Source organism: Bacillus sp. REN3 (genome assembly GCF_017912555.1).
Lineage (GTDB): Bacteria > Bacillota > Bacilli > Bacillales > Cytobacillaceae > Mesobacillus.
Window position 1 is genome coordinate 73,166 of record NZ_JAERSD010000010.1, and the last position, 22,220, is coordinate 95,385.

At 43.5% G+C, this 22,220-nt stretch carries 26 protein-coding genes, 1 tRNA gene and 1 riboswitch; of the genes, 8 read left to right on the top strand and 19 right to left on the bottom strand.

Annotation, left to right across the window (positions count from 1 at the left end; all coding sequences use genetic code 11):
- Nucleotides 1-10 precede the first annotated feature (10 nt).
- On the bottom strand, nt 11-1,117 hold the full coding sequence (gene gcvT / locus JJQ88_RS10825; RefSeq protein WP_210365907.1) for a glycine cleavage system aminomethyltransferase GcvT: 1,107 nt from the start codon (nt 1,115-1,117) through the stop codon (nt 11-13).
- A 177-nt stretch (nt 1,118-1,294) separates the two neighbouring features.
- Nucleotides 1,295-1,383, bottom strand: a riboswitch (glycine riboswitch).
- Nucleotides 1,384-1,556: 173 nt separating this feature from the next.
- Between gcvT and JJQ88_RS10830 the strand changes: the two genes are divergently transcribed.
- Together JJQ88_RS10830 and JJQ88_RS10835 are read left to right on the top strand one after the other, a co-directional pair.
- The gene (locus tag JJQ88_RS10830) at nt 1,557-3,245 is read left to right on the top strand and encodes a DEAD/DEAH box helicase (protein ID WP_210365908.1); all 1,689 of its coding nucleotides are present in this window, start codon (nt 1,557-1,559) and stop codon (nt 3,243-3,245) included.
- Nucleotides 3,223-4,017 carry a YqhG family protein gene (locus tag JJQ88_RS10835; protein ID WP_210365909.1) on the top strand — a complete coding sequence of 265 codons (795 nt, stop codon included), beginning with the start codon at nt 3,223-3,225 and terminating at the stop codon, nt 4,015-4,017. Before JJQ88_RS10830 ends, JJQ88_RS10835 begins: the two co-directional genes overlap by 23 nt.
- A 38-nt stretch (nt 4,018-4,055) precedes the next feature.
- Here JJQ88_RS10835 and JJQ88_RS10840 read toward each other — a convergent pair whose 3' ends face one another.
- The 9 genes from JJQ88_RS10840 to comGA are packed head-to-tail and all read right to left on the bottom strand — an operon-like array spanning nt 4,056 to nt 8,782.
- The gene (locus JJQ88_RS10840; protein ID WP_210365910.1) at nt 4,056-4,235 is read right to left on the bottom strand and encodes a YqzE family protein; all 180 of its coding nucleotides are present in this window, start codon (nt 4,233-4,235) and stop codon (nt 4,056-4,058) included.
- 41 nt (nt 4,236-4,276) lie between these two features.
- The gene (locus JJQ88_RS10845) at nt 4,277-4,777 is read right to left on the bottom strand and encodes a shikimate kinase (protein WP_210365911.1); all 501 of its coding nucleotides are present in this window, start codon (nt 4,775-4,777) and stop codon (nt 4,277-4,279) included.
- A gap of 18 nt (nt 4,778-4,795) precedes the next feature.
- Nucleotides 4,796-5,149, bottom strand: coding sequence for a competence type IV pilus minor pilin ComGG (gene comGG, locus JJQ88_RS10850; protein ID WP_210365912.1), 354 nt, complete (start codon nt 5,147-5,149; stop codon nt 4,796-4,798).
- Nucleotides 5,150-5,178: 29 nt separating this feature from the next.
- Nucleotides 5,179-5,640 (bottom strand): competence type IV pilus minor pilin ComGF, encoded by a 462-nt coding sequence (comGF, locus tag JJQ88_RS10855; protein ID WP_210365913.1) that lies wholly within the window; start codon nt 5,638-5,640, stop codon nt 5,179-5,181.
- Complete coding sequence (locus JJQ88_RS10860; RefSeq protein WP_210365914.1) at nt 5,591-5,926, bottom strand: hypothetical protein; 336 nt, start codon at nt 5,924-5,926, stop codon at nt 5,591-5,593. Before JJQ88_RS10860 ends, comGF begins: the two co-directional genes overlap by 50 nt.
- Entirely contained in the window at nt 5,910-6,344 is a 435-nt protein-coding gene (gene comGD, locus JJQ88_RS21865; RefSeq protein ID WP_210365915.1) for a competence type IV pilus minor pilin ComGD, read from the bottom strand. The genes JJQ88_RS10860 and comGD overlap by 17 nt, the downstream gene beginning before the upstream one ends.
- Before the next feature lie 3 nt (nt 6,345-6,347).
- Complete coding sequence (gene comGC / locus JJQ88_RS10870; protein WP_210365916.1) at nt 6,348-6,659, bottom strand: competence type IV pilus major pilin ComGC; 312 nt, start codon at nt 6,657-6,659, stop codon at nt 6,348-6,350.
- Between the two features lie 25 nt (nt 6,660-6,684).
- On the bottom strand, nt 6,685-7,713 hold the full coding sequence (gene comGB / locus JJQ88_RS10875; RefSeq protein WP_210365917.1) for a competence type IV pilus assembly protein ComGB: 1,029 nt from the start codon (nt 7,711-7,713) through the stop codon (nt 6,685-6,687).
- A complete protein-coding gene (gene comGA, locus JJQ88_RS10880) occupies nt 7,703-8,782 on the bottom strand; it encodes a competence type IV pilus ATPase ComGA (protein WP_349237127.1) in 1,080 nt (359 codons plus the stop codon). Before comGA ends, comGB begins: the two co-directional genes overlap by 11 nt.
- Before the next feature lie 127 nt (nt 8,783-8,909).
- Here comGA and JJQ88_RS10885 point away from each other — a divergent pair.
- A tRNA-Gln gene (locus JJQ88_RS10885) sits at nt 8,910-8,981 on the top strand.
- A 62-nt stretch (nt 8,982-9,043) separates the two neighbouring features.
- On the opposite strand, the gene JJQ88_RS10890 is transcribed toward JJQ88_RS10885, so the two are convergent.
- Nucleotides 9,044-9,397 (bottom strand): Spx/MgsR family RNA polymerase-binding regulatory protein, encoded by a 354-nt coding sequence (locus tag JJQ88_RS10890; RefSeq protein ID WP_210365919.1) that lies wholly within the window; start codon nt 9,395-9,397, stop codon nt 9,044-9,046.
- A 202-nt stretch (nt 9,398-9,599) separates the two neighbouring features.
- Between JJQ88_RS10890 and JJQ88_RS10895 the strand changes: the two genes are divergently transcribed.
- Both JJQ88_RS10895 and JJQ88_RS10900 read left to right on the top strand, forming a co-directional pair.
- Nucleotides 9,600-10,301, top strand: a complete 702-nt coding sequence (locus JJQ88_RS10895) for a helix-turn-helix transcriptional regulator (protein WP_210365920.1) — start codon at nt 9,600-9,602, stop codon at nt 10,299-10,301.
- A gap of 85 nt (nt 10,302-10,386) precedes the next feature.
- Entirely contained in the window at nt 10,387-10,623 is a 237-nt protein-coding gene (locus JJQ88_RS10900) for a DUF2626 domain-containing protein (RefSeq protein WP_210365921.1), read from the top strand.
- A 222-nt stretch (nt 10,624-10,845) separates the two neighbouring features.
- On the opposite strand, the gene JJQ88_RS10905 is transcribed toward JJQ88_RS10900, so the two are convergent.
- A complete protein-coding gene (locus tag JJQ88_RS10905) occupies nt 10,846-11,928 on the bottom strand; it encodes a class I SAM-dependent methyltransferase (protein WP_210365922.1) in 1,083 nt (360 codons plus the stop codon).
- 315 nt (nt 11,929-12,243) lie between these two features.
- Nucleotides 12,244-12,879: an MBL fold metallo-hydrolase gene (locus tag JJQ88_RS10910; protein ID WP_210365923.1), complete on the bottom strand. Its 636-nt coding sequence runs from the start codon at nt 12,877-12,879 to the stop codon at nt 12,244-12,246.
- A gap of 104 nt (nt 12,880-12,983) precedes the next feature.
- Between JJQ88_RS10910 and JJQ88_RS10915 the strand changes: the two genes are divergently transcribed.
- Nucleotides 12,984-13,463: a hypothetical protein gene (locus JJQ88_RS10915; protein ID WP_210365924.1), complete on the top strand. Its 480-nt coding sequence runs from the start codon at nt 12,984-12,986 to the stop codon at nt 13,461-13,463.
- Nucleotides 13,464-13,553: 90 nt separating this feature from the next.
- Entirely contained in the window at nt 13,554-13,727 is a 174-nt protein-coding gene (locus tag JJQ88_RS10920; RefSeq protein ID WP_210365925.1) for a DUF2759 domain-containing protein, read from the top strand.
- Between the two features lie 211 nt (nt 13,728-13,938).
- Here the strand turns inward: JJQ88_RS10920 and JJQ88_RS10925 are convergent, their stop codons facing one another.
- The 6 genes from JJQ88_RS10925 to JJQ88_RS10950 all read right to left on the bottom strand — a co-directional run bounded on the left by JJQ88_RS10925 (nt 13,939) and on the right by JJQ88_RS10950 (nt 21,169).
- Nucleotides 13,939-14,253, bottom strand: a complete 315-nt coding sequence (locus tag JJQ88_RS10925) for an MTH1187 family thiamine-binding protein (protein ID WP_210365926.1) — start codon at nt 14,251-14,253, stop codon at nt 13,939-13,941.
- 21 nt (nt 14,254-14,274) lie between these two features.
- Nucleotides 14,275-15,414 carry a YqgU-like beta propeller domain-containing protein gene (locus JJQ88_RS10930; RefSeq protein WP_210365927.1) on the bottom strand — a complete coding sequence of 380 codons (1,140 nt, stop codon included), beginning with the start codon at nt 15,412-15,414 and terminating at the stop codon, nt 14,275-14,277.
- A 396-nt stretch (nt 15,415-15,810) separates the two neighbouring features.
- Nucleotides 15,811-17,661, bottom strand: coding sequence for an LTA synthase family protein (locus tag JJQ88_RS10935; protein ID WP_210365928.1), 1,851 nt, complete (start codon nt 17,659-17,661; stop codon nt 15,811-15,813).
- Between the two features lie 505 nt (nt 17,662-18,166).
- Complete coding sequence (locus JJQ88_RS10940; RefSeq protein ID WP_210365929.1) at nt 18,167-19,135, bottom strand: ROK family glucokinase; 969 nt, start codon at nt 19,133-19,135, stop codon at nt 18,167-18,169.
- A 6-nt stretch (nt 19,136-19,141) separates the two neighbouring features.
- Nucleotides 19,142-19,357, bottom strand: coding sequence for a YqgQ family protein (locus JJQ88_RS10945; RefSeq protein WP_210365930.1), 216 nt, complete (start codon nt 19,355-19,357; stop codon nt 19,142-19,144).
- Between the two features lie 330 nt (nt 19,358-19,687).
- Entirely contained in the window at nt 19,688-21,169 is a 1,482-nt protein-coding gene (locus JJQ88_RS10950) for a spore germination protein (protein WP_481748297.1), read from the bottom strand.
- Between the two features lie 139 nt (nt 21,170-21,308).
- Here JJQ88_RS10950 and JJQ88_RS10955 point away from each other — a divergent pair, with 139 nt between their 5' ends.
- The gene (locus tag JJQ88_RS10955) at nt 21,309-22,169 is read left to right on the top strand and encodes a hypothetical protein (RefSeq protein ID WP_210365931.1); all 861 of its coding nucleotides are present in this window, start codon (nt 21,309-21,311) and stop codon (nt 22,167-22,169) included.
- Nucleotides 22,170-22,220 lie beyond the last annotated feature (51 nt).

Consider the following 22,220-nt stretch of genomic DNA (forward strand, 5'->3'; position numbering starts at 1 on the left):
TCTTCCATTTTTACTTTTTGTCTCTTTTATAAAAAGGTGTCGCTGAAACAATGGCTTTCAGGCGTTTTCCTCGTATTTCAACTTCCAATTCATTGCCCAGCCCGGATTCTTTGGAATCAACAAGCGCAAGCCCGATATTTTTCTTCAGCGTAGGCGATTGTGTACCGGTGGTAACCTCGCCAATTTTCACATTCCCTTTATAAACAGGATACCCATGGCGCGGAATGCCGCGGTCAAGCATCTCGATTCCGACAAGCTTTCTTGGTACGCCATTTTCTTTTTGTTCCAGCAAAGCGTCTTTTCCAATGAAGTCTGCATCTTTGTTCAATTTGACTGCAAAGCCGATTCCTGCTTCAAGCGGGGTGATATCCGGGGATAGCTCCTGGCCATACAATGCAAGATTGGCCTCGAAGCGGAGCGTATCCCTGGCTCCAAGCCCGCATGGCAGCACACCCTCTTCCTTTCCTGCTTCAAGGATTTTTTTCCACAGGCTCACTGCATCTTCAGGCTTGCAATAAATTTCAAAACCATCTTCCCCGGTATAGCCGGTCCTTGAGACGAGGGTTTTCCTGCCATCAAGCTTTACTTCCGGATTGAACCTAAAAAATCCAATCTTGCTCAAATCGTGATCAGGTGAAAGCTTCTGCAGTACAGATTCAGCCAAGGGTCCTTGTATGGCAAGCTGGGCATAGTCTTCTGAAAGGTTCTCGACTGTAGCCTCACCCTCCAGGTGGTTTTTCATCCATTCATAATCCTTATCGATATTGGAAGCATTGACAACCAAGAGATAATGATTGTCACCCAGCTTGTAGACGAGAAGGTCATCAACAGTACCGCCATTTTCGTAGCACATCGCCGTATAGATGGCTTTGCCGTCGGTGAGTTTTGAAATATCATTGGTAAGTAATTTTTGCAAATAGGACAGGCTATCCGGGCCTTTCACTTCAATTTCGCCCATATGGGAAACATCGAATAATCCCGCTCTTGTCCGGACCGCTTCGTGTTCCTCCTTAATGCTTGAAAACTGAACAGGGAGTTCCCAGCCTCCGAAGTCAATCGTTTTTCCTCCATATTCCTTGTAAAGCTCGAATAAAGGTGTTCTTTTCAATTCTGACATCATATATCCCCCTTCGTCCTTCGCCTCAAAATTCCGCAGGCAAAACATGACGAACATAAAAAAGACAGAGTCCCCCCTCGAAAAAAGAGAAGGTCTCTGTCCTTTCACCTGAAAGTTTACCCGTAAAGGCTTTCCCCTTTGGTGGCTTCCAGTTTTTGAAAGCGCTCTCCAGAGATGCGTCAAACAAGAGTTCTTTTGCCTGAGAGATTCACAAATCATGCTTGCTCCTTCGGCGCTACTCGAGTAGTCTCTCCCCTTGTCATCATTCGCATTATATTATTTTCCAAATTGGGCATGCTATACGATATTCATCATGCTATGCCTGCGGTTTTTCAAAAACTATAAAATGAAAAATTTCAAAACATTCAAAGCTAACTTCATCTTACATTAGACTGACTGGTTCGGCAATATATAAATATTTCAAAAAGAGGTGAGTTAAATGTCTATTCAAATAAACTTTGATTCATCCTGGCAGGACGGTTTGGCAGAACGGATCGAGAACGATGGGCCATGGGGGAATTGGGAGCTTTTCAAGCTGGCCGTCGAGATAGAGAAACATACCATCATCCCTGAATTTGAAGGACTTCAGGCACCGGTGCACCTGCCAGGGCTTACCCCCCTTCCCCATCAGCTTGAGGTCGCCAGGCAGGTAATCGAAAACATGAATGGAAAAGCGATTCTTGCGGATGAAGTCGGCCTCGGAAAAACAATCGAGGCCGGGCTCATCCTCAAGGAATATATGATCAGAGGACTTGTGAAAAAGGTGCTGATCCTTGTCCCCGCCTCGCTTGTGTCCCAATGGGCGATGGAGCTGAACACGAAATTTCACATTCCTGCCGTTGCGCAGCGTAAAAGCTATGTGTGGGAGCAGTGCGATGTAGTGGTGTCTTCGATTGATACTGCAAAACGCAACCCCCACCGGGAGATCATTTACAATCAGGATTACGACCTGATTATCATTGATGAAGCTCACAAGCTAAAAAATAACAAAACTAAAAACTATGAATTCGTCCAGAACCTGAAGAAACGATTTTGCCTCCTGTTGACCGCTACTCCGATCCAGAACCGCCTTGAAGAAATCTTCAATCTGGTTTCCCTCCTGAAACCTGGCCATCTGGGAAATGAAGCGGCATTTTTCGAAAAATATAAGAAAGACTCCCGCTCAGTATCGGATGACGAGCATCTAAGGGAGCTGGTCAATAAGGTGATGATCCGTAACAGGCGTGCCGATACCGGGATCGAGTGGACCAAACGCCATGTCGAAACAATTGTCATCGAGTTTTCAAAGGAGGAACAGGCCTTATATGACATGATTTTAGGCTTGCGTGAGTCCGATGGTGGCCTTTCTGCAAGCCAGTTTTCGCTTATGACACTGCAAAGGGAGGCCTGCAGCAGCAGGGAAGCGGTTTTTTATACACTAAAGAACATGCTCCAAAGGCAGGAAAACCCTTCAGAAAGCTATAAGGGCACGATTGACATGCTAGTTAAACGTGTCGAAGAAGTGAAAAGTAACTCAAAAGCTGAAAAAGCATTGGAACTGATCAAAAAAATCGGCGACAAAGTGATTATCTTTACAGAATACCGCGCGACCCAGCTGTATCTCCAATGGTTCCTGAAGCAAAACGGAATCACGTCTGTCCCTTTCCGCGGCGGCTTCAAACGGGGGAAAAAGGACTGGATGCGGGAATTGTTCCAAAAGAATGTACAAGTGTTGATCGCTACTGAAGCCGGAGGAGAGGGAATCAATCTTCAGTTTTGCAGCCATATCATCAACTTTGATCTGCCATGGAACCCCATGAGACTAGAGCAGCGTATTGGACGGATACACCGCCTCGGACAGGAAAAAGATGTAAGGATCTATAATTTTGCAACCAAGAATACGGTAGAAGAGCATATCCTGAAACTCCTGTACGAAAAAATCAATTTATTTGAAAAAGTCATCGGCGAACTGGATGATATCCTGACCAGGCTTGAATTTGGGAGTATCGAAGACCATCTAGTTGATATATTCGGCAAGTCGTCGTCAGAAGGTGAGATGAGGATAAAAATCGATAATCTGACATCGATGATCCAGCTGGCAGAAGAAATGAAGGAGGGCAAGCAGCGTGCAGCAACAGGCGATTCATGAATTTTTGGTGAGGTATTTCCATGCCAATAACTGTGAAATAATTGAAAACAAACCTGGTTATCTGAATGTTCAGCTGACCATCGACCTGGACAAGGAACTGATGAACCGCCCTTTTTACTGGCATTATCTCGAAAAGACTGGCGGCACTCCTAATCCTGCAAAACTGGCCTTTATCACGAATAAGCAGCACGCCCCTGAAAATGCAAAAGGAGAAGCAATCTATTTCGGCTCGCCAAGGCTGCATCAAATCTTTCAGTCCACTAAAAATCTTGCAGGGTATATCAGGCTTTATGAAAATAAAAGTCCAATGGCTGGCATGAATTTGCCTTTGATTCCCTGGCTGGGGTTGAATATGAAAATATCCTACCAGTGCGACCGCAAACGGGACGTGTTCAAATCGATCGGATTGAACTTGATCAATGGACGGTTGCTGGACGGATTCCACGACAGGCTGCTCCAGCTGCCGATGACACCAAAAATACCTGATTACGCCTATACCTTATCGCCGCTCATACGGCCAGGAAGCGGAGTGGCAAGAGTCCATTCGTTTTTGTCATCGGAAATCAGCGTGGAAGACCATACATGGGCAGAAGAGGCCAGGAAGCGCTGGAAAAAAGATCTGGATTTATTGAATCATTTTTACGAAGGCATTGATGAAAAAACGGAAAGCTATGAAACGGAAAAGCTAGCCCTTCGTGAACAATACGAACCAAAGGTCAATATCTCAATTGTCAACGGAGGAGTATTCTACATTACTGAAAAAGCGATTTAAAAGGTGGAAGCCCGGCTGCAGCTTCGCCGGGCTCCCGATCACTTTTTCTTTTTGAAGCTGGACATCAGCAGGAAGGGAAGAATCCCGAACCATCTGTATAAAAAGGTTCCTTCCCCATCCTTTTTGGCCTGCTTTCTCTTTTTCCTTTCTTCTTTCGGCTGGTCTATATACTTCACAAACGTCTGGGTTAGATACTTTACGTAGTCATTTGTCTTCATGGTTCCACCTGCCTTCATACAATTACAAGTATAACCATGGCTTATTGTTTCATACGTCTGATGATTTCTTCAGCTATTTCCCCGACGCCCTTCCCAGTTGTGTCGATTTCAAGATGGGCTGCCTGACGATACAGCGGCAGCCGTTCACTATATAATGCCTCCGCCTTCTCCCGCTTTTTGTGTTGAAGCAATGGCCTGGTCGTATCCTCCCTTAAACGTTCGAGGATTTCCGCCGGTTCTGCAAATAAAAAAACAACCAATCCCTTTTCTTTCATTGCTCTGCGGTTCGTTTCCCGCAAGATTGCTCCGCCGCCTGTAGCAATAACCGCATTTTCTGAAGGCATTGCCTGAATTATTTCCGTCTCCTTTTTCCTGAAGCTTTGCTCTCCTTCAGTAGCAAAAATCATGTTGATGGCTTTTCCAGATGCTTTGATGATTTCTTCATCTGTGTCAAAACAGCCAACGGATAATCTTTCCGCCAATTCTTTAGAAACCGACGTCTTTCCCGCCCCCATAAAACCAATCAAGTAAATTGCTTTCATAGACTTAATCCCCCGCCATTACTTTTCTGTCCATTTTACCATCTGGCCTTTTACTTTGTCATATTCACAAGCAGCTTCCCTTTTTTCGCCATTATCAAGCGACATATAAAAGATTATTTTTTCCCTGTCAGCTGATAACGGATAAGTTTGGTATTTGACAATTCCCCTCATGAACCGGAAGGATCCTTCCCCTTGCCAGTCGGTTTTTTGGACAAGTGATTCAGCAGCCTGAAGGGAGCAGAACAGATAATATTCCTGCAGCCTAATTGTCTCCGTCTCCTTTAGAAACCGTGCCTCAGCAACATATTGCTGGGCCGCCATCATCAAAAGCAAGGTCATGAAAAATAAAAAGATGATGGTTAGAGGATACATGAAGCCTTGCTGGCATTTCTTGGAACGTTTTATTTTTGAATGAAATATTGGATTCTTAAAGAACGCCCTGAACCCGATAGATGGACGGCAAATATTTCAACCCCTCCCTCAAACTCCCCTAACTTCAGACTAGAAATATTCTGAAGAAGGATTTCATGTCCTTCGTTGTCAACCCTTCTCCTGATCGAGTTTCCGTACTTTTCATATAAGACCGTTTTGCCATCCCCTTGCAATACAATCCTGTCAGCCTGGACAGAAACGGTCTCAGCGTTTTGGATTTCTTTTTTTGCCTGGATGCTGAAAAGCTCCCATTCCATTCTCCACAAGCCTTGCTCATAAATTCCATCAGCAAGAAATAGCTTTATGCCCATCGGAAAGATCGTTGCGATTACCAGCATGGTTGCCAGGCTTGTAATCATCTCTAGCATCGTGAAGCCTCGTTCATTCAGCATAAGCGCATTTTTTGCTGTCCTTTTGATGGTCGCCTTCATAATGGACACATACCTCCCGTGGAAGATCGTTCCCATCCTTGGCAACGGTCACGTTGTATTCAAATCCGTCTTTCACGATCAGGTTCCTTTCTGATCCTTGACCGGCCTGCTTAATATACATCAGTTCATCATAAAGGATATGGATTGCATCGGCATCCTGCCTTGATTGGACAAGTTGGCTCCTGACATGGATGGAATAGGGAAGCAGAAAGGATCCCGCCATGAGGATAGCAGCCATGGAAAGGACCATCTCTACCAGGAAATATCCTTCATTCCTGTTTAACATAGAACCTCCCCTTCCCAATCTGGAATGTAAACCGATACGTCTTTTTTCCGGCTTGAATGTAAATTGATCCAAATTTATCAATATTCCCATTTGCAAGGTAACGAAAAATTGAACTCATAGTGGCTGGCGTAACTTTGATTTCCCTTGAATAGTGCCTTTCAATCAAATAACCGCCCTCTCCAGCAGAAACAATATAAGCATATTGGTCAGGGAGAAGATAAACGGTGACATTTTTTTGGCGGCTAATGGCATATTGCTGAGCGTAAAACAAGTCGGACTTAAACTGGGACAAAAAGAGATGGGTTTGAAGGAAATCGCGCTGCGGAGTGAAAACGAAAAGGGAAGAAAAGGTAAGCATGAAAGCAGCAGATAGTACAATCAGCATTTCTATGAGAGTAAAACCGGAAGATTGCCTCATGGGTCATTGGTTTGCCGGGATGACCCTGCCATCGGGAGTGATTTCGAGTTCGGTGCCATCCGGGCATTTTCCTTCTGCGCTTTTAAGATAATTCTTACTGGCCAGTTCCGTAAATGTTGGCTGCGTAGTCGTATTTTGCTCTATTTTGTATGCCTGTATCTGACCCTCTATCATTTTTGCATATGCTGAGCAGCCTTTCGAGTTGATGTTCGAGCTATGCTTCGAAATATTCGGTACAGTGATGATCAATAAGACAGAAATGACGAGGAGGACAATCATCATTTCAATCAGCGTAAAGCCTTTTTGGTTTTTCATCGACTTTTTCTCCTTTTTGTTGATATTAAATCCCTTGTATTAATTGAAACATAGGCAGCAAGATTGCCAGATACAATGAGATGATAAGCAGACCAATGAAGCTGTAGAGCAATGGCTGAATGACTTTCATCATTTTCTCTGTCCTTTCTTCAAGCTGGTTAAGGCAATGCCGGCTGTAAAAGTAAAGCTCCTGGTCAAGCTTCCCATTCTTCTGTCCATGCCGCACAATCCGCGGAAGTTCAGCTTCAAAAAGCGTGTAGTCTAATATCGCCTCATCAAAATCCTGTCCCTTCAACAGCTTCATGATGAGATCTTTTCCAAGTTCCGCCGAAAAATCATCCTGAAGATTTTCCTCGAAAATTTTCAATGCGCCGAACACTGAGAGACCCCCCGCAAACAGGTAACTTAGTTGTGAGGAAAAGTAATGCGTATAATATAGCTTCATAAGTTTTCCCACAACCGGGATCTTAGTGAGAAGGATTCTCTGCTTGACAGGAGGGATGTTTTTAAAAACGGCAATATAAAATGCGTAACAAATGATCGCTGCAGCTACTATAAGGGATGACAGGACGGGAAGCAGTGAGGAGGATGCATTGATGAAACGGATAAAAATGTTTGGAGCAAGATCCATATCGTTGAATAGAGCAGTGAATTTAGGAAGCAGGATTTGCTGGATGAAATAAAAGAGCACACCTGTCAGAATGACAAGGAACAGAGGATAAGTCCCCAGCCTTTTTAAACGCTGGTAGTCGCTGTTCCTTCTCAGGACCATTTCGCTCCCTTCGATCACAGCCTTAGCCAGGCTCCCATGCTGCTCAGCAAAATAGACATAGCTGACTAATTCTTTTTTGAACCCCAGCTTTCCAAGGATCAAATGAAGCGGATACCCCTCACGGAGATTGCGAAGGCTGTTTTTGATATCTTCTTTCCTTTTCTTCTCAAGGTAAAAAGAAAGAGACTCGAATGCTTCTGCCAATGGATATCCACGGGATAGCAATTCACCCGTCCTTTTTAGGAACCTTGCCTGTTCTTCAGCCGGCCATTTAGTCCCCATCCTTCATGACCCACCTTTGGTACTCCGATTCCTTGATGTAGCCAAGTGCAATCCCCTTTGCGATCGCATCCTTCAAAGTTTTGTAATGGTATGTTGGATGTTCGCCTCTCGTTTCCCTTATAACGGCTGAAAGGTTAGCCCCGGTCAGGATTTCGAACACACTCCCTCTCTTTCCACTTCCTATTGAGAAACAAAATGGGGAACAGCCGCCATCGCAATAAGGGCAAACGAGTTCCACAAGCCTTTGGGCAGTGACCGCTATCAGCGTTTGTTCAATCTCCAGCCAGTTGACTCCAAATTCGATGAGCCTGTATATCGCCCCTTTTGCATCCCTGGTGTGCATCGTCGTAAGCACCAGATGTCCTGTCAAGGCCGCCCGTATTGCGATTTCTGCCGTCTCCTTATCCCTAATTTCACCGACCATGATGATATCTGGATCATGGCGGAGGATTGCCTTTAATCCTGTTGAATAGGAAATTCCAGCACGCTCATTCACCTGTACTTGAAGTGCCGTTTGGCTCGGCTTCTCAATTGGGTCTTCAAGGGTGATAATGTTTCGATTGACGATTTCAGATGTCTCAGAAAGCATGGAGTAAAGAGTCGTTGTTTTTCCGCTGCCGGTCGGGCCTGTGAAGATGACCAGGCCATGTGCATGTTTCAAAAGGGAAATTAACTTTTTTGTCGTTGAAGGATAAAGGGAAATTTGGAATGAAGGGATCTGGTTTTGCTGGGGAAGAAGTCTGATGACCATGCTCTCGCTCATGTAGGCAGGAAGGGTGGATAGCCTTAATCCAATATTCATGTTGTTATATACGTAGTTATAGGCACCGCTTTGCGGCCTTCTTTTTTCACCGATATCCATAGATGCCGTGAATTTGAAATGGGAGATGAGTCGGTCACAATCCTCGTGCTCAAGAGTGTAACGGGGCATTAGCTGATTGCCCAGCCTGAATTTAATCAGGGTGTCTTTCTCGCGGGGAATGATGTGGATATCTGATGCTCCGCTTCGAAAAGCATCCTTTAGTACTTTATCTGCCAATTGTTCAATCGACTTTACAATAAAAAACACCACCTTTTTCGATAATATAAAAATAATTCGCTGGAAGTACTGGCATATCCTGCGAAAAAAAAGAATAATTGTGAATAAATGGTGACATTCAATTCCATACTACTACTGTAATAGGAGAGTAATGCTTTGGGCTATAGCCAAGCGGTAAGGCAACGGACTTTGACTCCGTCATGCGTTGGTTCGAATCCAGCTAGCCCAGTCCTAAAAGCTGGCCTTTAATTGGCCCATAAAACAGGAAGCACATCCGTGCTTCCTGTTTCGTCATTTCGCAATACTTTTCAAGGCATCGGGATTGAAACCGACAATCAGTTTTTTTCCATCAGTCAATATCGGCCGTCTCAAAAGTTTTGGTTTATCGATCAAGAGCTTGATCACCTCTGAAAGCGGCAGGTCTTCAACGTCGATATCCAAATTTTTATATGCTTCTCCCCTTGTTGCCAGGAGTTCATCCAGTCCCTCTGATGTTAGAGATAAAATCTGGAGAATCTCATTTTTTGATGGAGTGTCTTTGAACAAATGCCGTTCTTTGAATTTCACGCTGTTTGAAACCAGCCATTTTTTTGTCTTTCTGCATGATGTACAGCTCGGATAAGAAAAAAATGTTAACTCACTCATTTTAGCCAGCCTCCTTGGGGGAATATCTTCTTTATACCTATTGTATAGCTTTTGTATAATATTTGTATACTATTTTGTCATCATTTTGCCATTTAGTTGTGAACATTTTCTAAACATATAGTGTTTACAGTGGAAACCTCATTCCCTTGTGTTTGAGGCTGTAATATAATAGAGGCAAAATAGTGGTCTGAGGTGAATTAAGGTGGAACAAACATTAAAAATCACAAGTGTTTTGTCTGACCCAACTCGGTATTATATTTATCAATACATTACAAAAAGGCATAAGGACGTAACGGTGCAGGAGATCGCAGATAACTTTGACATTCATCCGAACGTGGCAAGGCTTCATCTTTCCAAGCTCGAAGATGTGAACATGCTGATTTCAGAAACGAAAAAAACTGGTAAGGGCGGACGTCCGAGCAGGCTCTATCGCTTGTCGGAAGGTGTCATACAGCTTCACTTCCCGTTCCGTGACTATCAGCTTTTATCCAAAATCGCAATGATGACGATGATGACACTTGGCGATGAAGGCAAAAAAGCACTCTACCTGACTGGAAAGAGGCTCGGAGCCGAATTGATCGACCAGGAAATGGCACGTCATCCACAAATCACTGAGGAGATGAATTTCGAACAAAAACTTCAGGCCATCAAAAATGCTGCGACCGTTGCCGGTTTTTACCCGGAATTCGAGCCGAACAGCGAAAAGACAAAGATCTATTTCCAGATTTTCAACTGTCCATTTAAGGAAGTGGCAATGGACCACGCTGAAACCGTCTGCAATATGCACTATGAATTTTTGCGCGGCATGTTCGAGTCCTTATTTGGGGATATCGAACTGATTGAGAAGGAGAATATGATCACCGGCTGTGATTCATGCTCCTATCAGGCAGTGATCGGGCAATAATCAATCCGGTTCATTGTTTACTTTTCCCTCTACTTTACTTTATAATATGATAGTGATGGACTTGTAGGGTAAAGGAGGGATATCTTTGGATCGTATGTACAGAGTTTTAGGATTCTGGACGGGAATCTTTGCTGTCATGTTTTTCTTGGGTGACATGTATACGACGTCCTTGATTTTCTTTGGTCAAACTGGATTTTTCTTGTTATTAAGTTATTTGAAGCTGACCGAACGTATGTATATCTACATATTCGGCGCATACCTAACCATTTTCTTCGCAGGATTTACTTACTGGAGCACGTTCATGATGCCACTGGGTGGCTGAGGCGGGCATTGATCATTTGTTTGCCAAATAAAAAAACGATGGATTCCCATCGTTTTTTTATTTGCAATCGTCTTTGCCGTTTCACGCAATGCGATCGTTGCTTTCCGATTTCGATTTGGACGGCTTCCAGGCGAAGAAACGCCTGGACACGACCTCATCTCTTTTTTAATCCTGCGCCCCTCTTTCTAACCTCCAAGCTGTGAATTAGTATGTTTCCCATGTTTAAACCTGAAACTTTCCAATGTTTTTTCCTTGAATGATGACAGAAAAGGATTGACTGATCCCCCCCGGCATGATCAAACTGCGAATGGCCCGATTCTGTTTGCTTGCCTCAGAGAATGGGTTTGAATCACGGTGCTCTGCCAATTCCTCCAATATGCCAATCGAAAGCAGGAATTCATCCTGCCGTTTTTTCTGGAAAAAATCCAGCCCATACTTTTTTCCTTGGGCGATCAACGCATCAAAATGGACATGGCTTGTAATATCCATCTCCCCAGGGTGCTGGAGAATGTCCTTGTACAGTTGGTGCTTATAGTAGCCCCTAAGGCTACCATTCCTGCGCCCAGGCTGCATCCATTCTTTTTTTGTATATCCATAGTCCACGCTGATCAGGATTCCTTTGTCCAGCTTTTCGGAAATCGAACGGAGGAAAGGTTCCATGCCCAATGGAACTTCCATTCGCTGTCCTTCTGCCAGTCCAATATCCCCTTCTTTGAGGAAGCGGAAGATTTCTTTATTTTCGGCAGGCAACAGCTTTTCAACGAAATTCCCTTCTTCGTATCCAACAAAAACCTCATGGATCACTCCTTTATGGTTCTCGATCACATGTACTGGGAAAGCGTCGAATAATTCGTTTGAGAAAATCAGCCCTTCCTTCATTCCTGTTTCTCGATAATCTTCAAAGTACAAGACTTTGGCACCGGTGATCTCGCTCAATAATTCTTTTTGAAGCTGCTTGTGGTAAGGACTCGTCTCTACCAGATAGTAGAGCAGGGGTTCAGCTGAAGTCTCATTCCAGCCTTGGATAAAGGCTTTGGCGAAACGTCCGTTGCCTCCGCCAATTTCACACACCGTTCTCCCCAGATTGAGTTTCCCAGTGTTGTTCGCATACCATTTCCCCATTAGCCTGCCAAAAACATCCGACACATTGCTCGTAGTATAGAAATCGCCACCCCGGCCAATTTTCGGCACATCTTTCATATAATAGCCCTTTTCAGGATGGTAAAGAGCGCATTCGATAAAATCCGCATATGTAATCATTTGTTGTTCTGTGGCAGCGATTCTTTGCTTGATAATTTCTTTCATAAATTTACTCCCTGATCGAAGTTTTCACTATTGACATAGTGTTTTCTTTATTATATTGTTGAGATAGTAGCTTAACTATATCCCCTCCCATGATATGAATAGAACATCCCCCGGAAAGCCCTTCTCGTTCGAGAAGGGCTTTCCTAGTTTTTGAGTCTTCGACAAGGGTTCCCGTCTTGTCGAATTCCGGAATAGAATCGTGAGCCTCCATTAAGATAAAATGCTGATTTCCTGTTAGCTATCATTCCGCTTGATATTTCAAATATTCCTTTATTCTTTATTAAGCAATACCCGATTTGACCTTAAGATCAAGGTTTAAAATCCATTTAAGAATGGGTTGGTATCCATCTCGTCGCCGATGGAGGTGACTGGCCCATGCCCTGGCAAAACTGCGGTTCCTTCAGGCAGGACAAGCAATTTTTCATGAATGCTGCTGATTAGCTGACTGTGGTTTCCCCCAGGAAGGTCTGTCCGCCCGATACTTCCTTTAAAAAGTGCATCCCCTGCAAGGACAAACTGATCCTCGGGAAAGTAAAATGATACACTTCCTGGTGAATGCCCAGGTGTGTAGAATACGGAGAACGTGAACGAATCGATTGTCATTTCTCCTTCTTCACCCAATAGATTTTCAGCTGGCTTGGCTTTGACCGCGTCCTGCATCATAAAATACTTTGATCCATTCAGCGCCGGATCGTCCAGCCAATCAGCTTCTTTAAAGTGGACATGGACTGGAATATCATATTTTTCCCTGACCATGTCCACTGCGCCAATATGATCAAAATGTGCATGGGTAAGTAAAATACATACAGGCTTCAATCCCTGTCTGTCTATTATCGAAATCAATTTTTCAGGTTCAGCTCCAGGGTCCACCACAAGACATGAACCATCTTCATCGCTCACAAGATAACAATTCGTCTGCAGCGGGCCAAGAGGGATCTGTTTCCATTTCAACTCACTTTACCTCCTAATAAGTTTGAAATATGCGCTATGTTTATTTTACACTAATACAAGGCAAGAATTAAGGAATGTCTATTGAAATAATGAGGAGAATCAATATGGAAAACATGATTGCAATTGAAGCTTCACATATAATAAACGAACTACCCGATTTCCTTGAAGTATTTGTATCGGTGACAAACCCTCATCAACAGCACGAAAATCTATTCATCTTCCCAGCTGGCACAGAAGCGGATAATGCTTCCTATTTTCTTGAGGAAGCTGGAATGCTCGCAGGAATCCACACCCTGGTAAAGGTCTCGCAGGGTCAGGAAGGAGCAGATTTTTATGACACTGGATTCATTGTCGGCTCTGCGATTTATTTATTTAAAGACTTATTGACTGCCTTCAAGTTCAAGAATGGAAACAAGATGCAGATAGAAATGTCCCTTCTTCAAATGGAAGAACACCTGTCCTTTACAGCCTTTGGGAATAACGGACAAAGTATCCATTTTGCGCACGCTCATTACGAAAAGCTGATTACGGGTATAGCAAAAGCATATGAAGTTGGAGTAGAGTTTTTAGACCTCGACAAATGATCCAAAAAAATATAAAATAGAGAACGAGTGTATGCTTGTATCTACATAGCAGGCTTTAGCGCCTGCCATCTTAATAAAGGGGGCTTAATCATGGGATTGGCAATTATTTTTGCTTTAGTCACACTTCTTGCCGGCTATGCGACTTTCTCGGCACTTAAAAACAAAAACATTCTTGGAATTGTATTTGGGGGAGGAACGTTCCTGGTTATCGGCTGGTTCACAGTCATGACGATCATCCATCAGGGCTTCCCTACAGCACATTAATTCAATCCAAGAAAATTGCAAGCGCCCTGATCGGCCCCGGCGGACATAAGACGAAACGCGTGAAGGCAGTTTCCCGGCCACCACAGCGCTACGGCTTATGACCAGAGGGGCTTGGCGCTAGTGCTGGACATTTCTCAAAGTGAATCTAATACTTATTTCAAAAAAAAAAGGAAAAGCCTTTTATGTTAAGGTGGCTTTTCCTTTTTTTATTTCAGCCCTCAAGAAGCTGGTTAACCCGATCGACCTTTTCTCTCATTCTCCTCTTTATATCCCGCCGGTCATCAATCCTAATGTTCGTTGCCACGCGTTTAACCCCCGCGCTGAAAGGCACTTCGTGTATTGCCTCGATAACCTCGAAGAGCACAGGAAGGTCCCCCTCGATCAAGGTATTCATTGGCGTTAGCTGAAAATCAATTTTCCCCTGTTCCTTGTACTTGACCAGGATTTTCTGGATATCTGCCACATACGAACTGACACTCGGTGACTCAGTTCCAATCGGAATTACTGTCACATCAACTATGGCCATTGCAATCTCTCCTCTTTTTCCTTATTCAGTAAGCTCTACTATTTGCTTGGATTCAATATCCAAGAGTTTTTCGAATTGAAAACCATACAAACAGAGTGGAGCCGAGGGGGCACATGAAAGGGGCTCGTTGTTGAGATTGGATAAAATCACTTTCTCTTCATCCGAATCAAGATTAAAGCGAACCAGGTCAAAACCCTCGTCATATACATCTGCTTCTCCTTTATGAAGAGCGCGGAAATAGATGAAATCTTCCCCATCGTTCATTAAATCATAAAATGGGACAAGCCAGCCAGAAAAAGACGTCAGCAGCGGAGCATCGAATTTCCCAAGCTGGTTGAAGCCTTTGTTGTAAAGGACATAATTCGCCTGATTGGGATTTTCTTCAAGCATGTTGATAGTCAATACATTTTTCCCGATGGCATCAAATTGAAAAATGGACCGAAAAACCTGCTTTATCTTTTTTTCTTTCAAAGAGTAGGACATCAATGGAGCCTCGAGAGACATCCCATCTTCATCCCAATCCTGGAAAACAAGTTGATCCGATGAGACCCATCGTGCGAAAGGCTCTGGCAATGAAATCTGTTCAAGTCCCTTCTGATCCAAATCCAAAATATAAGTTTTGAAATCCCAATCCTCTGTAAAAGCAGAGACAAGAATTGTTTTTTCCGCAAAAGAATTCCATTCAAAGCTTAGCTCATGTGACTCTATACTTGAAGAAAATAGTTCTTGGCCAGACGTATTGATGACATCTAAAATCGCTTCATCGGCACCGGCACTATGAATCAAAATCAAGTTTTTGCTAGGACTGATTTCCGCGGTTATGGCAGGATGCTCACTTTTATAAAGCAGCCTGCTTTCCCCAGTGGAGATGTGATGGGTGTATAAAGAGGAACCAGTCTCGGTATTGGCAATATACAAGATGGTTTCGTCATCAAGCCAGCCTGCAGCCTTATAAAATTCTCCCTCTTCCAGCACAATTGGCATCATGCCTGATGATAAAAAGGAAGGTCGGGGTGATTCCTTTAGCGTTTTGCTGTGGCCGCTACCTGAATGCAATCCTCCTGGTGATTTCCCGGAACAGCCTGAAAGCGCAAGGGCAACGCTGAACAAAATGATCAATAGCAATGATGGTCTGTATGTATATCGGTACCAGTTTTCCACCGCGAAGCCCCCTTTAAACACTGTATATATGTGTACGTTAAAAACCCTTAAATGTTTCACACATCATCAAGAATCTATAAAAGCAATCCAAACATAAAAGCACAGGCTCCCTCAAAAATGAAGCCAAAGTAGATCTTTATCATTCAATGGCAACTTTTAAAAATCCTCTGGCAGATATGATTATCCTCTGTCTCCTTAATTATACTCTAGCATTCAAGCATCCCTGTTGTTCAAAGAACATTCCTTTCCAAAAGACTTCCCAAGAGTCTTTTGGAAAGTGGCCCACACCCGCTCCCATCTGAATATCCGCTCTAAATGGGCAATATAGCCATTCAAAAAACCTGCGCCTTCTTCCCCAGCGCAGGTTTTTGTTCCGCAAACATTTGTCTTGAAGTCTTACTGCTGTTCATAGAACCTCAACAAATCTCCGTAAATGATTTTGTCAGAATACTCAAGTTCGTTCTTTGCTTTTTCCATGAATTGCTCGCAGCTTTCCTTGTCGGCTGGCTGGCCTGTTGCCTTATCATAGCAAGTTTCCCGCGTGTAGACATGGTCTTTTGTAATGAAGCTTCCATCACGGAGTACGGTAAAGTCCAGGCGATCCTTAGCGAACAAATCCGTTCCGAAATCGATGTGGTCCTTCGTATCGATACCCAGTAAATGCAGGATTGTCGGTTTCAGGTCAATCTGGCCGGAAACAGTGGAAATCGTCTTTCCTTCTTGGCCTGGAATGTGGATAATCAATGGAACCTTTTGCAACTGAGTGCTTTCAAACGGTGTGATTTCCTTGCCAAGGTATTCACTCATAGCCTTATTATGGTTTTCTGAAATTCCATAATGGTCACCATATAAAATGATGATCGAATCTTCATATAAGCCTTCATCTTTCAGCTTCTGCACAAAACGCTTAAGTGCTTCATCCTGATATCGGACAGTCGGAAAATAGTTGTTGACTGTTTTATCATTTGACGTATATGGTTGGATGAAACTGTCTTCCTCATTCAATTCAAATGGGAAATGGTTAGTCAAAGTAATGAATTTTGAATAAAACGGTTTTGGCATTTCCTTCAGATGCTGGACAGACTGATCGAAGAATTCAATATCCTTCATCCCCCATCCAACGGAATTCCCTTCATTCACTTCATAATCCGTCAACGAATAAAAGCGCTTGTATCCTAATGACTGGTACATGATGTCACGGTTCCAGAAGCTCTTGTTATTCGCATGCAATGATGCAGTAAAATACCCGTTTTCGTTCAAAATTTCAGGCGTAGCTTTATACTCATTGCCAGAGTGCGTAAAGAAGACAGCACCTCGGCTCAGCGGATACAGCGAGTTTTCAACCAGGAATTCAGAATCCGAAGTTTTCCCCTGGCCGGTCTGGTGATAGAAATTGTCAAAATAATAACTTTCCTTAATGAAATCATTCAGGAAAGGAGTGATTTCCTGCCCATTTACCTTCTGGTTGATCACAAAATTCTGTGTCGATTCCATCGACACAAGGATGACATTCTTGCCTTTTGCGGCGCCGAACATTTCATCATTTGGAGGCAAATAATTCGCACGGACATAATTGTCGATATCAGCCAATTCACTTCCATCTGCCAGCGCGCGCTGTGCGGAAGATTTGGACTGCAAGAATGCATCATATAAATGATAGTTGTATGTCCCGATGTTCTTGACCAGCATCTCCCTGTCGAACGTCCTTGTCAAAAGCTGAGGGCGTTCTGTCTCAGCAAGCCCCAGGTTAAAAAACGCGATGGCGATTGAAACAAGGAAAAATGCCCTGCGGTCCACCTTGGAATATTCCCTATAGCCGATAAATGACGGCTTAAATTTAATCAATAAAGCTAAAATAATGAAATCAGCAAAATATAACAGGTCCTTCAAGTTGATGAGTTCCGTCACACTGCTCCCAAGATCGCTCATGTTGCTTGTCTGGAATAGGACAGGAATCGTGAGAAAATCATTGAAAAAGCGATAAAAGACAACATTCGCGAACAGAATCACAGAAACTATGAAACTTGTAATCAGGATATAGCGTTTCTGATTCTTTTCCTTCAGGAACAGGCTGATTCCGAATATGAACATCAGAAAGCTCAGCGGATTTATGAACAGGATGATTTCCTGTTTCCAGTTTTCAATCTTGATATCAAAACTTGTTTTATATGCAATATAGGTTTTGAGCCACAACATGAGAACGGCAATCGTAACGATCGATGCTTGTGACCATTTGTTATTCTTCATCGTGTTTGCTACCTCCCTGTTACAAATAACAGATATGGAAAATTTTGGTTAATTTATCGATTGTTCCAGAATCAAAGATAATCTTAATACTTTTCATTGAAAAAATCAATTGAAAGTTAAGCATTAAACATGCACTTATTTACCGAGTCACCACAATATTTTCCACCATATTAGACGAATTAAACCTTGAAAAGTTTCAGGTTTGTCCATATTCAGAATATTCATTTAAAAGGAACTTTACGAATTCGGAACGATGTTCGCATCCTTTCCGATGAACAGCAGCTCCTTCTTGTCGAAACGTTCACCCTTTTATTTCCTTTGACAGGGCCAACTTCGAATGGTCAAAGCCAAGGAGAAACATGCTGGGAGGTGCCCATACCCTTGTGGGCAGACTTCGCACTATTCTCTGATACCTTGCGGGTCCAACTTTGGAGCCTAACATAAATTATGCTAAAACAGATAAAGCAGGGAATTTTCCCAATAGAAGATTTCCCTGCCTTTTTCTTCAAATTTTATTTTTGACGAGCCATGCGGCTCCAATGACTCCAGCGTCATTTCCCAAGGTTGCGATGCTGATATCTGTTGAATGCGCAACCCGTGGGAACGAATTCCGTAAAAACTGTTCCTTTACCGGTTCGAGCAGGATATCCCCTGCTTTCGATACCCCCCCGCCCAAAACGATTTTTTCAGGGTTGAGCGTGTTCGCAATATTCGCAAGCGCAATGCCTAAATGCAATGAAACCGTTTCAATCACTTTTCTGGCGATGCGATCCTCTCTTCTCGCAGCGTCGAACACATCTTTTGCAGTTACCAGGCCCTTTTCCTTGTAAACAGTTGATAATTCACCCTCGTCAACATTTTCTTCCAGCATTTCAACCGCAATCCTGACAATTCCAGTTGCTGAGGCAATGGTTTCAAGACAACCTGTTTTCCCGCAATTGCAAGGTGTCCCTCCCACAGGCAAAGAAGTGATATGGCCTATTTCACCCGCAGCACCGCTGATTCCATGTACGATGTCCCCATTGGCAATGACCCCGCCGCCGACTCCGGTTCCAAGTGTCACGCAAACAAGATCTTTTGCTCCGTTTCCGGCGCCCTTCCACATTTCGCCGAGGGCAGCACAATTGGCATCATTATCAATCACTGCCGGTAAAGATGTTTCCACCTCAAGCAAATCCTTCAACGGATAAGGCTCCCTCCAGCCAAGGTTCACCGCTTCATATATATCTCCTGTTGCCAGATTCACTGGTCCTGGTGCACCCATTCCAATCCCGGCGATTTCACTTTTTGGGCGACCAATCGCTTCCAGCTTGTGATCAATTGATTTTGCAATATTCACTGTAATGTTTTTCCCAGCATCCGAAATATCAGTTGGGATTTCCCATTTATGGAGGATCTCCCCGTATGGATTCAAGAAAGCAAGCTTTGTAGTTGTTCCTCCGAGGTCCACTCCGACCAGCCATTTTTCAGACATTGAACGTCACCTTTTCTTATTAACATTTTTTTCTTTTTCAAGCTGTATTTCATGCCTTAACAATAGGAGCGCAGACTGATATTCCTTCGTTTCAATCAATTGGGATTGAAACAGCTCCTTCAGCTCTGATTCCATCAATTCCAAATCAGCTAGCCTATCGCCTATGTATATAACTGTACCGTACTTTTTCAAAAATTGCTGGATATCATAAATCGTTTTCAATGTATTCCCCTCAATGCTTGTGAAAATAAGAGCATGTTTCCAATTATTAAGTATAATAGATACCTATAGTCTACTCAAGTACAGAGTAGATATAAATATGAATAATCAATTCCATCACTTTGCGATATCCATTGTTGTTATGTGGTATTTGTGAATAGCCATCCACCCCTTCTCGGAATGGAAAAAGGCAGCATGATTGCTGCCTCATAAAAAATCCTATCCTCATTTACAGGGAAAAGGGATGTTTTTATGCCAAAATTGCAGTGTAATCGTTATAATAAACCACAAATAGAAAAAAGCTGTGTTATGCTGCTTTTTTCTATTGTGACTTTATCTGTCAGGGTCTTGCGGGCTCAAGATTCGCGGACGGCGATTTTTCAGGGGAATTGGCGATCTTAACAGCACGTCCCGAAAGGCTCTTAAATTGAAAGGGATGAACGGCCAGAAGTAAGGAACGCCAAAAGAGCGCATCCTTGACAGCAGCAGCACCAGGAGAACGAAACCTGCTAGAAGCCCGTATTCCTGGAAAGCAGCGGTAGCAATCAAAAGGAAGATCCTAATAATCCTATTAGCAAGACTCATTTCATAGCTTGGAGTTGCAAAGGTTCCAATCGCGGCAATTGCCAGATAAAGTATGACTTCATTGGTCAGCAAACCAACCTCAACAGCAACCTGCCCAATCATCAACGCTGCGACAAGCCCAAGGGCTGTTGCCAAAGAGGTTGGCGTATGGATTGCAGCCATCCTGAGTACGTCAATCCCCAATTCGATGACCAGGAACTGCAAGAACAGCGGAATCTCCCCAGGGTCATTCGGACCGATAAACGACAGCTTCTCAGGTAGTAGTTCGGGTTTGACCGCAAATAAGTACCAGAGCGGCAGCAAAAATAAGGAAGTCCATACTGCTAGGAACCGGACCATACGCAAATAGGCTCCTACCAGCGGTTTATTACGGTATTCTTCCGCATGCTGTAAATGATGCCAAAAGGTAGTCGGTGTGATCAGAACACTTGGAGAACCATCGACAATGATGCACACATGTCCTTCATACAGGTGTGTCGCAGCAGTATCTGGCCGCTCTGTATACCTGACTGTTGGGAACGGGTTCCAGTGTCTGCCAGAAATGAATTCCTCGATTGTTTTTTCAGCCATCGGCAAGCCGTCTGTATCGATAAGTGATAGAGAATCCTTGATTCTCTTCACCAGGTCGGGATCGGCGATATCTTCAATGTAACAAACAACGATGTCAGTCTTCGACCGCCTTCCGACCTGCGTATATTCCATCCTTAACGTTCGGTCCCTTATCCGTCTCCTTGTGAGGGCTGTATTGAAGACCAGGGTTTCAACGAATCCATCCCTCGACCCCCTCACAACCCTTTCCATGTCAGGTTCCTCAGGCCCTCTTACAGGGTATGTCCTGGCATCGATCAGGATGATGTCAGAAATCCCATCGACACTAAGTGCGATGGGTCCAGCCAATACCATATCCACTACCTTATCCAGGTCATCCGTTGTTTCCACCTCGACATATGGAATATAGGTCTTCACAAGTTTCTTCAAAGTTTCCGTATCTAATGTGCCTGGCTCAAGCTTGGCAAGCAGCTTCATGATATGCAGCATGATATCGTCCTTGGCAAATCCGTCGACAAGAAAGATTGCCATTTCTCTCCCAGCATACTCCACATCAAGATGAATCACATCGAAGCTTTTCCCGACTCCAAGTTCATGCCGTAAAAAATCGGTGTTTTCCTTTAGGTTTTCATTTACATAGTGTTTCTTGAATTCATCCATACCCTGCCTCAAACCTTTCATCACAGCAATTCACCATTATTTTCCTTTAACAGCTTAGCCAAACGATGAAAAAAAAATACTTGTTCATCAGTTGATGGTGAGGTTCATATAGTGGTTATATCGGACAACCGCCATTGTGGCTGCGGGAGGAAACAGGCTGATGAAAAAAATGCTTATCGTTTGGTTCAGTGCAGCGGCAGTTCTCACTGCTTTCTTGATCGGTCGTTTCAATATTTTTGACTCTGCAAGAGAAACGATTATCTTTTTCCCAATCGATGAATCGGTCTCTTTTAAAAGTTCAGGTACAACCCTGTCCCTTGGAAAAGAAAATGACCATTCGATCGATTGGAAAACGGAAGCCAAACTCGACCGGAAAGCATACTTGCGACAGGATTTAGCCCTTTTATACACGAATGGATTATTAAAAGGGAAGATGGGGAAATGGAGGCAAAACACTGCTGACTTAATCCAAAAGGAAACGATTAAGGGGAATGAAAGTTCAAAAGTGGATGCCATTACATTCCACTATGCCGAACTTCATCAGCCAGGCGATACAATCACAAGTGCGCAAACGATGTCAAATGATTCACTTTATATTATCGATTCTGCATTCACTCCCTTAAGCGCTTTCAGGGTAGCGAAGAGCAGCGAGGAAATAGAATGGAAAAAAGTACTCGATCGAAATGTCAGGAATAAGCAGAAAACAAGTTTGCAGAATGCCCAGAAAACCCATGGAGTGAATCTTGCCGAATATTCCATCATTCCCTTAAATGAATTGAAAAGGTTTAGGGAAGAGCCGCTCCCAGGATTCTCTAGAATGGAGTCAGCCGAGATCATAGGCAGGCTTTGGGAGGGAATCTATAAAAACTATTTTCTTGGAATAAGAAAAAGCGACGGTACTGTCGTCGAACCAAACGACAGTACGATGCCGCTAATCCTTATCTCAAGGGATAAAACCCATTTGCTTGTCATTACGGAAACAAAAGACGGGGAAAGCGTGCTTTTAAAGCAGCTGATCTGACCGGGAATACCCAGATAATGGCCAGAAAGGAAAGATTACAAGCCGTTTTCC